This window comes from Phocaeicola paurosaccharolyticus JCM 15092, from assembly GCF_000613805.1.
Taxonomy (GTDB): Bacteria; Bacteroidota; Bacteroidia; order Bacteroidales; family Bacteroidaceae; genus Phocaeicola; species Phocaeicola paurosaccharolyticus.
Genome location: NZ_BAJR01000014.1, coordinates 59,939 through 73,469 on the forward strand (window position 1 = coordinate 59,939; position 13,531 = coordinate 73,469).

Here is a 13,531-nt window from a genome sequence, read left to right on the forward strand (position 1 = left end):
AAATCACTAAAATCTTGTTTCTTATTCGAACATTTTGTTGAATTCTTCCATTGATATTTTTTTCTCGTTAAGAGTTGCTTTAGCTTTCAATGCAGCAGACAATTTGCTCTCTACAGCACGGTTAACCAAGTTCTCTACAGACTCTTTCTTCTTCAACATCTCTTTTGCATAGTTCTCAAGAATATCCTCAGGAACGTTCATCATACCATATTGAGCGAACTGTACTCTTGTAACCTCTTTAGCCATATTATTGATGTCAGCCTGCTCAACTTTGATATCGTTAGCTTTAACAAGCTGTTCCTTAACAAGATGCCATGTAAGTTCTTCGATGCTCTTATCATAATTCTCGCTTACAAATGCTTCACCCTTTTCGATGTTGTTTGCAAGCATGATCTTCTTCAATAGAGCATCTGGAATTCCAATTTACCTATTTTCTTTACAAGATAGTCACGTACATCTACAAGGAATTTATAGTCGCTGTCGTTTTCAAACTGCTTAGCTATTCCCTCTTTTATTTTTGCAACGAACTCCTCTTCATTTTTAACAGTACCTGGTTCGAAAACCTGATCGAACAATTTCTCATCAAGTGGAGCAGGAATCATTCTTACTATCTCATTAATCTGGAAGCTGAAGTTACCTTTTGCATTTGCAACCTCTTCCTTGTTGATTTTAAGCAATGAAGACAATTCAGCCTCGTTACCATCATAAGCAGTGAATGGATTGAAGACGATTACGCTGTTAGTCTTAGCACCATTGAAAAGAGCTTTCTGGTCTTCGTTCTTCATATATTGAGGCATCATTACAGCATCTTCTACCTTTACACCATCTTCTTTTACGTTGCCAGCTTCATCAAGTTCAGCGATAAGACCCTTAATCATATCATTGTCCTGATACTCTTCAACCTTCTCGTGAGAAGCACCACACTGAGTGTACATCTTAATCTGCTGGTCTACAAGTTCGTCAGAAACCTGGATAGTATAATAATCTATTTTGTCATCGCTAGAGATTTCAGCTTTGAATTCTGGAGCAAGAGCGATATCGAATTTAAATGTAAAGTTGTCCTGATCGTAATCAATAGCTTCCATATCTTCGCTAGGCAATGGTTGACCAAGCATATCAACTTTATTTTCACGTAGATATTCATATACTTTTTCTTGCAATAATTTGTCTATTTCTTCTGCCAAGACAGCCTTGCCGAATTGTTTCTTAACAAGACTCATTGGAACCATTCCTTTTCTGAAACCAGGGATGTTAGCTTTTTGGCGATAATTCTTAAGAGTTTTATCAACTCTCTCCTGATAATCAGCTTTTTCAATTGCTATAGTAAGGACTGCGCTTACCTTATCAACATTCTGTAATGAAATATTCATTCTTACTTATTTAATTAATTATTTATTATTCTTTTTTTACTTCCAAAATTAGTTTGCAAAAGTAGTGTTTAATCTAACAAATACAAAATAGACAGAATAAAAGTTTGCTCTTTATCCAATATTTTGCACCATATTTACGCCACCTAAATCTCATTATATTAGACAGTTCGCAATAATTAACATTATTTTAACAAAATATATTTGAAGAGCCCAAAAAAAACATTTTTTTCTTGTATAATCAATTTTTTTGCTTTCCTTTGCACAAGACTGGTGATAATAATATAGCTAGCGATTTTTTTACAAGGTTTTACAGCGTACGGAATAGCACTTAAGTAAACTCTCTGTCTTTACAATCATCTACTTCATTTATAATCACCACTCAGAGAGTATTTTAATTTTAATTTTTATTTTTATTTTTTATTATGAACATGTATGTTGGAAACCTTAACTACAAGGTTAGGGAAAGTGATTTGGAACAAGCTTTTAACGCTTATGGTACTGTTACTTCTGTTAAGGTGATTAAGGATCGCGAAACTAACAAATCTAAAGGTTTTGCTTTTGTTGAAATGAGTAGTGACGAAGAGGCTTCAGAAGCAATGAATGCACTCAATGGCAGTGAATTTATGGGACGTCAATTAGTTATCAAAGAGGCATTGCCAAAAAAAATGTAATTTTGACTTTGACGAGATAAAAAGAAAGAGGATTTTTCAATCCTCTTTTTTTTATGTTATTAATCTTGTTTTAAATAAAAATAGTCCCTCTCGTCTGCCTAATTATCTATAATTAAGATATTTTGCTTATCCTAAGCCTTAGGATATTAATCTAAAGGCATGGGATATATAAATTATACTATAAGAAGAGTTTTGCTATTCAGCTACTCCTACTTCTCATTCTGAAAATCTTTCTTTCTTAACACGAAGTTTGTTCCAAGATATTTTTCGCGAACTATTTTATTGTCGGCAAGCTCTTCAGGAGTTCCTTGGAATAGTATCTTTCCTTCAAAAAGCAGATAAGCTCTATCTGTAAGTCTCAAAGTCTCCAAGGCATTATGGTCGGTTATAAGAATTCCAATATTCTTATCCTTAAGTTTCCAAACGATATGCTGTATATCTTCAACGGCAATAGGGTCAACTCCTGCAAAAGGTTCATCAAGCATAATGAACTTTGGATTGATGGCAAGACATCTTGCTATCTCTGTACGACGTCGTTCACCACCTGAAAGTTGGTCACCCAGATTCTTTCTAACCTTCTGAAGACGGAATTCAGCAATAAGACTCTCAAGCTTATCCTTCTGATACTCTTTTGAGGTATTTGTCAACTGAAGTACAGATGATATATTATCCTCCACGCTCATCTTTCTGAAGACAGATGCCTCCTGTGCAAGGTAACCAATACCATTCTGTGCCCTCATATATACAGGGTAACTTGTTATATCAAGGTCGTTCATGAAAATATGTCCTTCATTTGGTACTATAAGTCCTGTTGTCATATAGAAAGAAGTTGTCTTTCCTGCACCGTTAGGTCCAAGAAGTCCTACAATCTCTCCCTGCTTTACATCGAAAGAGACATGATTTACAACAGTTCTTTTTCCGTACCTCTTTACAAGATTCTCTGTACGGAGTACCATTCTTTCTTCAGGCTCTGTTGTTGCAGATATTTCCTTTTCGTTTTCCGACATATCCATAATATTTTGCGACAAAAGTACTAAAAATCTTTAGTAAATGACTATTGGGAGAGAAAATCAGACATCGTTTTGTGTTTTCGATTGTAAAAAAACCTAATTTTGCGATAAATAATGATTAATATGATTCTTAAACCAATAAGTACTTTCGGACAGTACATCATTTTGATGGGAAGGACTTTTTCCAGACCAGACAGAATGAGAATGTTCTTCAAGCAATATTTAAATGAAATGGTTTCACTAGGAATCAATTCTATAGGTATTGTGCTACTGATATCATTTTTTATTGGAGCAGTAATAACTATTCAGATAAAGCTTAACATACAGAGTCCATGGATGCCGCGTTTTGTTGTCGGATATACAACTCGTGAAATTATGCTTCTAGAGTTCTCATCATCTATCATGTGTCTTATTCTGGCAGGTAAAGTTGGTTCAAACATTGCCTCAGAAATAGGGACTATGAGAGTTACCCAACAGATAGATGCATTAGAGATTATGGGTGTCAACCCGGCTAATTACCTCATATTTCCAAAAATCATCGCATTGATGACTGTGATCCCTTTCCTTGTAATATTCAGCATCTTCGCAGGAATAATTGGAGCCTTCTTCACCTGCTGGTTCGGAGGAATACTTAATGTAGAGGACCTTGAATATGGTCTTCAGTATAGCTTTCAGGAGTGGTTCATATGGTGCAGCTTTATAAAATCCATCTTCTTTGCGTTCATAATAGCCAGTGTATCTGCTTATTTCGGATACAACATTGAAGGAGGATCTATAGCTGTTGGAAAGGCTAGTACAGACTCAGTAGTAATGAGCAGCGTGCTTATCCTTTTCTCTGATTTAGTATTAACACAACTTTTAATGGGATGATTCAAGTAAAGTCACTATATAAATCTTTTGAAGATAAGGATGTTCTCTTAGATATCAATGCTACATTCAATCAAGGGAAGACAAATCTTATTATCGGACAAAGCGGTTCTGGTAAAACAGTTTTTATTAAATGTCTTGTTGGTTTGCTAAAGCCAACTAAAGGTCAGATTCTTTATGACAACCGCGATTTCCTCTCCATGTCAAAGAACGAGAAGAAACTTCTAAGACGTGAGATGGGAATGATATTCCAGAGTGCTGCCCTATTCGACTCGCTTAGTGTACTGGAAAACGTAATGTTTCCTCTTGATATGTTCTCAAACGACACACTTCGTGACAGGACTCGAAGAGCTCAGTTTTGCCTTGACAGAGTAAACCTGCTGGATGCACAGAAGAAATTCCCTGGCGAGATAAGCGGTGGTATGCAGAAGAGAGTTGCCATTGCAAGAGCTATAGCTCTTAATCCCAAATATCTGTTTTGTGATGAGCCAAACTCCGGTCTGGACCCAAAGACATCGCTACTTATCGATGAGCTCATTCATGATATCACCACCGAATATGATATGACAACAATTATCAACACCCACGACATGAATTCTGTTATGGGTATCGGCGAATCTATCATCTATATATATCAGGGCAGGAAAGAGTGGGAAGGTACAAAAGATGAGATATTTACCGCTACCAACAAGAGATTGAATGATTTTATCTTTGCATCCGACCTATTGAAAAAGGTAAGAAATGAGGAGATTAACGATATCTCAGCAAACGATGTAGATCTTTAATTCACTACTCAACAGCCTACTCGTGAAAATAGGCTGAAAACGAAACATTTATACCATTTTTTATTACTCTTTTTCTTATATTATTTCTACTTTTGGAAATGTTAATCAACACCTGAAAAGTTTCAGGTAAAATAATAATATATGAAAAAGATACTGCTATTGTCACTACTAGTGGCAACTCATCTGCTACCTATCTCAGCAGATTCAATAGCTGTCAACATCAACTCGAGAAAAGTTGATGGTATTATCGACTCTAAGCTCTATGGGCAGCTATTCGAACACATTTACTTCTCGGCTAACAACGGACTATGGCAAGAACTGCTTTTTGAACGCTCTTTTGAACCGGAACACTTCGCTGGTATTCCACCTAGAGACGGCTATTTCGATGGATGGTTTGTAGATGACGAAAATGTCCTACACTCTCCTACCCGTTATGAACAACCTATCAATCTGACATCTGTATCAGATAAAGAGTATGAGATCTCTATGGACATTAAATGGCGCTCATACAAATTGGCTAACCACTCATGGAGCGGAGGACTGATGGACATACGTTTTGCATTCAAGAACAAGGCAGATGGAAAGCCTTATTTCCTAAGAATAAATGATCCTTACTATGAAGGACGAAAATCCAGAGAAGAGTCTGAATCTCCTTCATTCTCTATTGGAACCAAAGATGAAATAGAGGTACAGGGATTCGGTGGAAGAAAGAGGAAAGTAGAAAGCATAATCCCTATAATATCACAGAAAGCTGCAAAAGGAGAGATAGAAGAAGATGGCAACTGGCACAATCTCAAGATACGTTGTTTCAAGAACAAAGTGGAAATATTGTGGGACAATAAAACCGTGCTCTCGACAGACAAGCTTGAATTGGCATCGAAAAATGATATTGTCTTTTGGGTAAATTACACTGAGGCATATTATCGGAATATTAAGGTTAGCACTATCGGTTCGGATGAGGTCTTGTTCTCAGGAATACCTCAAGATGTCAAGCTGCCTAGTGTGGCCCCACAATGGAAATCATTTGGTAACGGCAGTTTCTCACTGGTAAAAGATGATGCCGTGAACATGAGATACTCACAAAAGATTACCTCAAAGAAGGGAAAATCAGGTGTATCGCAAGGACCACAGAATATAGTAAAGGGAGAAAAATACATAGGATATGTATATGCTAAAGGGGATGGGAAAGGTCGTCTGTCCGTTGCACTGAAAGATGGAGACAGATATATAGTTGAACAGACACTTGGCAAACCTACAAAGGAGTGGAAAAAATATGATTTCGTTCTCTCTTCTGCCGAATACTCAGGTGATGCCGACCTTGCGATAGCAGTAGAAGGCGGTTCTATACAGATAGATCAGGCTTCGGCAACAACAGCATCAGGTATGGAACTTGGTGGCTTTCGTCCTGACATATATAAAGCTGTTAAGGAATTGAATCCCACATGCCTCCGTTGGCCGGGTGGTGGCTATGTGGCACAATATAACTGGAAGTGGGGCATCGGCCCTCAAGAGGAACGAGTACGCTGGCCACACTGGATGTGGATGGACTATGATCAGAACGTATTTGGAACTGATGAATTTATTAAACTATGCCGACAGATAAACTCGGAACCAATAATTGTTGTAAGCGTAGGATTTGAACGTCCGGAAGCCGACAGTACCGAGATACTACAAGATGCATGCGACTGGTTAGCCTATTGTAATGAACCTGCTACAGGTAAATGGGGATCAAAGAGAGCTGCAAACGGCCATCCTGAACCATATAATGTAAAATACTGGGAGATAGATAACGAGATGTGGGAAATGGGAATTGAGAAATATGAAGCAGCTGTTCGCAAATTCTCTAGAGCTCTCAGAGAGATTGATCCTACTATTAAGATTATTGCTTGCGGTGGATTCAGGGAAGATAATGATTTCATAAACAGGTCGGGAAACTACTTTGATTATCTCAGCCTACATCACTATGAGGTGGCCAGCGGATATGAATCGGGACCAAAGAAACTACAAGAACAGTACTTGAAGTATGCTGACGTCATTGCAAACTCACCTAATCCGAACATAAAACTTTTCATTTCGGAATGGAACCTAAATAGTACAGACTGGAAGACAGGACTATTTGCAGGAGGATTCCTGAACATGTGCGAAAAGACTCCTGTCGTTGAGCTAGGTGCCGCTGCACTGTTTATTCGTCGTACAGATGCTCCCGACTGGAACAATGCATTTATAAATTTTGACTATAAGGATCTATTCGTTGCACCAAACTATCAGGTGACAAACCTATGGCAAGACAATTTCTCAAAGTATCGTCTTGCATACAGCGGTGACACAGGCAATCTGAACATTGTAGCTACGATGATTGAAAATGGATCAGGGGTGATAGTAAAGATTGTAAATGCAACAGATAAGGAGGAAACACTTACTATCAATGGAGACTGGAAAAAGATTAGTAATGCAACATACAAATATTATGCTCCTGGTTCTCTCACTGCAGCCAACTCTATGGAGAAGAAAGATGCGGTATCATTGAAAGAGAAAGAGATTGCTCCATCCGGTAATAGCTTAAAATTGACAGTCGCTCCTCTCTCTGCAGGAGTAATGATAATTAAATATTAGAAGAAGACAAAACAAAATTAAATGCTCTGTGGAAAATACCATTAATATAACTGATGGAAATAACGTTGCATTTTATGATAAGAAAAGATAGAGCCCGGTATAGTACCGGGCTCTATCATATAAACAAATAATTATCTGTCGTTTTTCTTGGAAGGAGCAATTCATCCTTAATAATGATATGGTTCCTTTTCCTTGCAGAAATAATCTACCATTCTTCTATCAGGACTAATCTAGAAAGAACATATAATCATTTCATCTTAATATAAAAGATTATTTCTGTCTTATGAAAATATTAATTGGAGTACCGCAAAAATCCCACTTATCGCGTATCTTATTCTCAAGGAATCGTTTGTATGGCTCTCTCACATACTGTGGAAGGTTAGCATAGAATACAAAAGATGGCACCTGAGTATTTGGTAACTGCATGCAATATTTAATCTTAATATATTTACCTTTATTTGATGGTGGCGGATAAGCTCTATCAAAGGAAGCATCTCTTCATTTAGTTTAGCTGTTGAGACACGTTTAGTTCTAGCATTGTAGACCTCTTTCGCCATCTCAAGAACCTTGTAGATACGCTGTTTTGTAAGTGCAGATGCAAATATAATTGGGAAGTCTACAAAAGGAGCAAATCTGGTACGTATAGCTTCCTCAAAGGTCTTTATCACCTTATTATCTTTGTTCTCTACCAAGTCCCACTTGTTAACTACAACAACGAGCCCTTTCTGATTCTTTTGAGCTAGTGAGAAAATATTAAGATCCTGACTCTCTATACCACGTGTAGCATCAAGAAGCAAAATACATACATCAGAATTTTCTATGGCACGTATAGAACGTATTACTGAATAGTACTCCAAATCTTCATTAACCTTGCCTTTCTTACGTATACCTGCTGTATCAACAAGATAGAAGTCGAAACCAAATTTTTCGTATCTGGTATATATTGAATCACGGGTAGTTCCAGGGATGTTTGTAACAATATTACGTTCCTCACCAATGAATGCATTAATAATAGACGACTTTCCTGCATTAGGACGGCCTACAACGGCAAATCTTGGAATCTCATCCTCCAACTCTTCATCAGCATCTTTCTGAAACTTTGATACCAAAATATCAAGCAGATCTCCTGTTCCACTACCACTTATAGCAGAGATAGTATATGGATCGCCCAATCCTAATGAATAAAATTCGGCTGCATTATATTGTAAATCATTATTATCTGTTTTGTTTGCTACAACAAGTACCGGCTTACTTGTACGTCTAAGTATTGATGCAACCTGCATATCCAGATCAGTCACTCCATTGACAACATCAACAACAAATAGAATCACATCTGCCTCTTCCACAGCAAGCATAACCTGCTTTCTTATCTCTTCTTCGAAAACATCATCAGAGTTTATCACCCATCCTCCTGTATCTACTATTGAGAACTCATTTCCCAACCATTCGCTCTTGCCATACTGACGGTCACGAGTAGTACCTGCCTCCTCGTTTACTATTGCCTGACGAGTTTTTGTCAAACGATTGAAAAGTGTTGACTTACCAACATTAGGGCGGCCAACTATAGCAACTAAATTTTTCATCTCTATTATTTAATTAACGGCTATCACAGTCGAGTATTAATCTAACTGATATCCAAAATTCTTAAGTTCTTTATCAGAATTTCTCCAGTCTTTATCAACTTTTACAAAGACTTCAAGGTAAACAGTCTTTCCAAAGAATCGTTCCAAACTCTTCCTTGCTTCAGTAGCTACCTTCTTCAATGCTATACCCTGCTTTCCTATTATGATTCCCTTCTGAGAATCTCTTTCAACGTATATCACAGCATTGATGTTTATTTTTTTTGTTTCTTCTTTGAAAGACTCTACAACGACTTCCACAGAATAAGGGATCTCTTTGTCATAATAAAGGAGAATTTTCTCTCTTATTATCTCATTAACAAAGAAACGAGCTGGTTTATCAGTCAATTGATCCTTTCCAAAGAACGGAGGTGAATCAGGCAAAAGTTCTCTCACTCTCTTCATCACTACATCAACATTGAATTTTGAAGTTGCAGATATAGGAATTATTTCAGCATTTGGTAAGAGTTCATGCCATTGCTCCACAATTATTTCAAGATTTTGCTGATTGCTCAAATCAATCTTATTGATAAGCAGCAAGACTGGAACATCCATCTTTGCCACCTTCTGGACAAAATCTATATTCTTATCCGTTTTTTCTACTACATCGGTAACATATAAAAGTACATCAGCATCAGCCAAAGCCGATTCCGAGAAGTTCAGCATTGACTCTTGTAATTTATAGTTAGGTTTCAATACTCCAGGGGTATCCGAAAAGACAATCTGCGTATCATCAGTATTGAGTATACCCATTATCCTATGACGAGTTGTCTGAGCTTTGAAAGTTGCTATTGAGACTTTTTCACCAACCAAAAGGTTCATCAAAGTTGATTTACCTACATTTGGATTACCTACAATATTTACAAATCCGGCTTTATGCATAATAGTAACTTAAATTAGTTATAGACAAAAAAACGCATCAAAATAGAGATGCGTTCATTTGTATTTGTAGTTTTATATAAATTATCTCTTAGCTCCATCGTAACCCCATTTCATATAGAGAGCTCCATATGTAAATCCGGCTCCGAAGGCTGTGAAGATAATGTTATCACCTTTTTTCAATTTCTTCTCATAATCCCAAAGACATAAAGGCAGAGTAGCGGCACTTGTATTACCATAGTTTTGTATGTTAATCATTACCTTATCCATAGGAACTTCGAGTCTTGATGCTACTGCATCAATGATTCTTAAATTCGCCTGGTGTGGTATCACCCAATCAATATTGTCTTTAGTCAGATTATTTCTCTCTGCAATTTTGGCTGTTACATCAGACATTGAAGATACTGCATATTTAAATACTGTTCTTCCTTCCTGATATAAGTAATGCATCTTATTGTCAATTGTGAAATAAGATGGAGGACATACAGAACCGCCAGCTTTCATATGAAGGAAAGGAAGTCCTTTTCCATCAGTGTAAAGCATAGAGTCTACAACTCCAATCTCTTCAGTTGTTCCTTCTAGAAGAACAGCAGCTGCACCGTCACCAAATATAGGGCAAGTAGCTCTATCTTGATAATTAACCATAGATGACATCTTATCAGCACCAACCAATATCACTTTCTTATGTCTTCCGGAAACGATAAGCGAAGCTGCAACCTCTAATGCATAAAGAAATCCACAGCATGCAGCCTGGAGATCAAAAGCAAAAGCATTCTTAAGTCCTAACTTATCACAAAGTATTGAAGCTGTTGAAGGAAAATGGTAATCTCCAGTAGATGTCGCAACTAGCACAACATCAATCTCGTCAGGATTAACTCCTGTCTTCTGCATCAACTGTTTTGCTGCCTTTCTAGCTAAATAAGAGGTACCTAAACCCTCTTCGTTAAGAATACGCCTTTCCTTAACACCGATACGTGTCATAATCCATTCATCATTGGTATCTACCATCTTTGATATTTCATCATTTGTCAAGACGTAGTCTGGTACATATCCACCGATACCTGTGATTACTGCATTTATCTTTTCCATTATTTACATTTTTAAATTATACGAAAAAAAGACAGCCGACAGAGCCGAAGCTCGCCGGCTTTATTTCATTCACGTATAAATGAGTTTTTAGCTGATTAAACAGCAGCCTCTTTTTCAACTGCTAACTTACCTCTGTAATAGCCGCAAGCACCACATACTGTGTGATATACATGCCATTCGCCACAATTAGGACATATAGCTAAAGTTGGAGCAACTGCTTTATCATGAGTTCTTCTCTTTGCAGTTCTCGTTTTTGATTGTCTTCTTTTAGGATGTGCCATTTTTCTAAACTTTAATTATTATCTAATATTTTTTGTAATTCACTCCATCTTGGATCTATCTCTTCAGATTCATTGCCTTCATCCTTTATAGAATCATCAGGCATATCAACCGGCATATCATCAGATTCATCATTAGATGATGTGCTGAGATGTTTTCCAAGCTTATTCATCATTCCCTTATTACACTTACCTGGAGCATGTACATGCTTCATTGGGATATTAAGGACTATAAATTCATAAAAGAACCAAGCTAGATTTATATATCCATCCGACTCGGGTACTACAACGATATCACCATCATCAGAGAAATCCTCACCTAACTTCACTTTAAGCTGATCAGTTGTTGAAATAGATAACTCCATTTCATCAAGACAACGATCACAAGGTACAATCACAAATCCTTCAATCTTAGAATCTATAACATATACCTCTGACAATGTTTTCTTTACAGTCAGTTGTACAGTCAACTTACCTTTCTGAACTTCAGTGGCATCTAAGTCTTCAAAAAATTGATTATTAAGTTGAATCTCATAGTGAGCACTGTCAACTTTCATTGACTTCAGTTCTACCTTATATTTATCTAGTCTTCCCAATGTTTAAGTATATAAATCGGGCGACAAAGATACAAATAATATTCAATTATTCCACTATAGAAGAATTATATTTTTGCCAACCTCAATTCTTTTTAAAATATATCAATATAGAAATCAATATTTTAAATTAATGATATCTCTGTTAAAAGTTTACTTTACAAATATAGCCACAATAATTAATATAGGTAGCATTAAGATTATCGTTAATTCTCCTGAGTGCCACAAACAATGTCATCAACGGAACAAATTGCGCAAATATGGATATAAAGCTGCGAGAAAAGCCAACTGTACATCTTTGGCCTCTAGACTCTCTTCTTGAAATTTTAAATCTTTTGTAGCACACGCATCATAGACAACTGTACAATTATAACCTAAATCTTTTGCAGCTCTTACAGTAGTATCTATACAGAGATGAGTCATCATACCACACACTGTCAAATCTTTAATATTCATTGAGTCAAGAATACTTTTAAGATCTGTTTTGAAAAAACTATTGGGCGTATACTTTATAACTACAGGTTCATCGTCTTTAGGGGAAACAGAGTGGTATATCTCAGCTCCAATCGTATCGGGTAGGAAAAATTTTGCCCCCGCTCTTGTGGATATATGTTGTACATGTACCACCGGCAGATTCCTGATTCTAAAATATTTTACTAGACGGCTTGCCTCTATTGCGGCTTCTTCACTACCGCATAATCTATTTGATCCTCCTTCAAAATAGTCATTTTGAATATCAATAATAAGTAATGCTTTATTCTTTTCCATACTTAATTTTTTTTAAACAAAAATAAATAATAACTATCTTTGTGTCAAGTATGTACAATTTTGTTATGTAGATACTTTTTGGTTTCTATTGCAGATTATCAATAAGATAAAAATTTCATAGAATGGATAAATCAGTAAAAAAAGATGTTTGTGTAATTGATTTTGCATTCCAACGAATTGGAGGGAAATATAAAGGACGAATACTTTGGGCTCTTTCTAAGTATGATAAAATGCGATATGGAGAACTTCATCGCGCCTTGGAGGATATAAGCACAAAAATGCTTACACAAACACTTAGAGAGCTAGAAAGAGACAGGCTGATAAGTCGCAAAATGTACCCCCAAGTTCCACCAAAAGTGGAATATTCACTAACAGCAACCGGTAGTGAATTAGTACCATTTATAGCTTATCTAATAGAATGGGGCTATAAGAAAATGGCTGAAGAAAATATATAAAATTATATACAAAAGATTCAGCGTTCAGCAATGTTAGTCTTTGCATAACAAAGAGTGTATTGAGAGGCCTGAGCGGTTTATCTCAGGGCATTTTAGGGGCTACTATATACTGATTTTTAGATCTAGATGATAAGCATTATGTACAAAACATTCTCTAGCTTTCATCAATTTTGTTGAGTAAAAATTATTATTTAAAGAACAATACGGCGTATTTAAAAGGGTATCTCTTCAGTCTTATTGGATTTATTGGAAAACAAGAAAATCATACTGAGCAGAAAGAAGATAAATTCCAAATGATTCTCTGCAATTGATCCGGAAATCAATGCACACTCATATATCATTCCGGGGTTAGGTGATGCAGGTGACCTAGCATTTGGAGAAAAGGAATAATATAGATTATCCTTTATCAATCATAAAAGTTCAGCCTTGCCAATTATTTGGTGAGGCTGATTTTTGATTCCATTTGGTTGAGTAAAAAAGATTGTAAGATTATATTATGAAAGAAATAGTATTTTCTCAGGAAGGGTATAAAAA

At 36.4% G+C, this 13,531-nt stretch carries 11 protein-coding genes and 3 pseudogenes; 6 read left to right on the forward strand and 8 right to left on the reverse strand.

The window, feature by feature from the left end; genetic code table 11:
• Nucleotides 1–21: 21 nt before the first annotated feature.
• Nucleotides 22–1,370 (reverse strand): annotated as a pseudogene (gene tig / locus JCM15092_RS15380) (trigger factor).
• A 422-nt stretch (nt 1,371–1,792) separates the two neighbouring features.
• On the opposite strand from tig, the gene rbp reads away from it, so the two are divergent.
• A complete protein-coding gene (gene rbp / locus JCM15092_RS07605) occupies nt 1,793–2,041 on the forward strand; it encodes an RNA-binding regulator (protein ID WP_024994143.1) in 249 nt (82 codons plus the stop codon).
• A 209-nt stretch (nt 2,042–2,250) separates the two neighbouring features.
• Here rbp and lptB read toward each other — a convergent pair whose 3' ends face one another.
• Nucleotides 2,251–3,054 carry an LPS export ABC transporter ATP-binding protein gene (gene lptB, locus JCM15092_RS15385; protein ID WP_408636500.1) on the reverse strand — a complete coding sequence of 268 codons (804 nt, stop codon included), beginning with the start codon at nt 3,052–3,054 and terminating at the stop codon, nt 2,251–2,253.
• 120 nt (nt 3,055–3,174) lie between these two features.
• Here lptB and JCM15092_RS07615 point away from each other — a divergent pair, with 120 nt between their 5' ends.
• The 3 genes from JCM15092_RS07615 to JCM15092_RS07625 all read left to right on the forward strand — a co-directional run bounded on the left by JCM15092_RS07615 (nt 3,175) and on the right by JCM15092_RS07625 (nt 7,316).
• On the forward strand, nt 3,175–3,921 hold the full coding sequence (locus JCM15092_RS07615) for an MlaE family ABC transporter permease (protein WP_408636501.1): 747 nt from the start codon (nt 3,175–3,177) through the stop codon (nt 3,919–3,921).
• Nucleotides 3,918–4,703 carry an ABC transporter ATP-binding protein gene (locus JCM15092_RS07620; protein WP_024994145.1) on the forward strand — a complete coding sequence of 262 codons (786 nt, stop codon included), beginning with the start codon at nt 3,918–3,920 and terminating at the stop codon, nt 4,701–4,703. Before JCM15092_RS07615 ends, JCM15092_RS07620 begins: the two co-directional genes overlap by 4 nt.
• 141 nt (nt 4,704–4,844) lie before the next feature.
• Entirely contained in the window at nt 4,845–7,316 is a 2,472-nt protein-coding gene (locus JCM15092_RS07625) for an alpha-L-arabinofuranosidase family protein (RefSeq protein WP_024994146.1), read from the forward strand.
• Nucleotides 7,317–7,586: 270 nt separating this feature from the next.
• Here JCM15092_RS07625 and der read toward each other — a convergent pair.
• The 6 genes and pseudogenes from der to JCM15092_RS07655 all read right to left on the reverse strand — a co-directional run bounded on the left by der (nt 7,587) and on the right by JCM15092_RS07655 (nt 12,542).
• Nucleotides 7,587–8,899 (reverse strand): annotated as a pseudogene (gene der / locus JCM15092_RS15390) (ribosome biogenesis GTPase Der).
• Between the two features lie 36 nt (nt 8,900–8,935).
• On the reverse strand, nt 8,936–9,817 hold the full coding sequence (gene era / locus JCM15092_RS07635) for a GTPase Era (RefSeq protein ID WP_024994147.1): 882 nt from the start codon (nt 9,815–9,817) through the stop codon (nt 8,936–8,938).
• Between the two features lie 81 nt (nt 9,818–9,898).
• Complete coding sequence (locus JCM15092_RS07640; RefSeq protein WP_024994148.1) at nt 9,899–10,903, reverse strand: beta-ketoacyl-ACP synthase III; 1,005 nt, start codon at nt 10,901–10,903, stop codon at nt 9,899–9,901.
• A gap of 95 nt (nt 10,904–10,998) precedes the next feature.
• A complete protein-coding gene (rpmF, locus tag JCM15092_RS07645; RefSeq protein WP_004288267.1) occupies nt 10,999–11,184 on the reverse strand; it encodes a 50S ribosomal protein L32 in 186 nt (61 codons plus the stop codon).
• Between the two features lie 11 nt (nt 11,185–11,195).
• Nucleotides 11,196–11,777: a YceD family protein gene (locus tag JCM15092_RS07650; protein WP_024994149.1), complete on the reverse strand. Its 582-nt coding sequence runs from the start codon at nt 11,775–11,777 to the stop codon at nt 11,196–11,198.
• Between the two features lie 234 nt (nt 11,778–12,011).
• Complete coding sequence (locus tag JCM15092_RS07655) at nt 12,012–12,542, reverse strand: cysteine hydrolase family protein (protein ID WP_024994150.1); 531 nt, start codon at nt 12,540–12,542, stop codon at nt 12,012–12,014.
• A 122-nt stretch (nt 12,543–12,664) separates the two neighbouring features.
• On the opposite strand from JCM15092_RS07655, the gene JCM15092_RS07660 reads away from it, so the two are divergent.
• Both JCM15092_RS07660 and JCM15092_RS17050 read left to right on the forward strand, forming a co-directional pair.
• The gene (locus JCM15092_RS07660; RefSeq protein WP_024994151.1) at nt 12,665–12,997 is read left to right on the forward strand and encodes a winged helix-turn-helix transcriptional regulator; all 333 of its coding nucleotides are present in this window, start codon (nt 12,665–12,667) and stop codon (nt 12,995–12,997) included.
• Between the two features lie 300 nt (nt 12,998–13,297).
• A pseudogene (locus JCM15092_RS17050) lies at nt 13,298–13,387 on the forward strand (uracil phosphoribosyltransferase); the annotation flags it as partial.
• Between the last annotated feature and the right edge of the window lie 144 nt (nt 13,388–13,531).

Bases quoted from the DNA above. Each gene is read 5' to 3' on its own strand.
- rbp (WP_024994143.1), top strand. From the start codon at position 1,793: ATGAACATGTATGTTGGAAACCTTAACTACAAGGTTAGGGAAAGTGAT.
- lptB (WP_408636500.1), bottom strand. From the start codon at position 3,054: ATGGATATGTCGGAAAACGAAAAGGAAATATCTGCAACAACAGAGCCT.
- JCM15092_RS07615 (WP_408636501.1), top strand. From the start codon at position 3,175: ATGATTCTTAAACCAATAAGTACTTTCGGACAGTACATCATTTTGATG.
- JCM15092_RS07620 (WP_024994145.1), top strand. From the start codon at position 3,918: ATGATTCAAGTAAAGTCACTATATAAATCTTTTGAAGATAAGGATGTT.
- JCM15092_RS07625 (WP_024994146.1), top strand. From the start codon at position 4,845: ATGAAAAAGATACTGCTATTGTCACTACTAGTGGCAACTCATCTGCTA.
- era (WP_024994147.1), bottom strand. From the start codon at position 9,817: ATGCATAAAGCCGGATTTGTAAATATTGTAGGTAATCCAAATGTAGGT.
- JCM15092_RS07640 (WP_024994148.1), bottom strand. From the start codon at position 10,903: ATGGAAAAGATAAATGCAGTAATCACAGGTATCGGTGGATATGTACCA.
- rpmF (WP_004288267.1), bottom strand. From the start codon at position 11,184: ATGGCACATCCTAAAAGAAGACAATCAAAAACGAGAACTGCAAAGAGA.
- JCM15092_RS07655 (WP_024994150.1), bottom strand. From the start codon at position 12,542: ATGGAAAAGAATAAAGCATTACTTATTATTGATATTCAAAATGACTAT.
- JCM15092_RS07660 (WP_024994151.1), top strand. From the start codon at position 12,665: ATGGATAAATCAGTAAAAAAAGATGTTTGTGTAATTGATTTTGCATTC.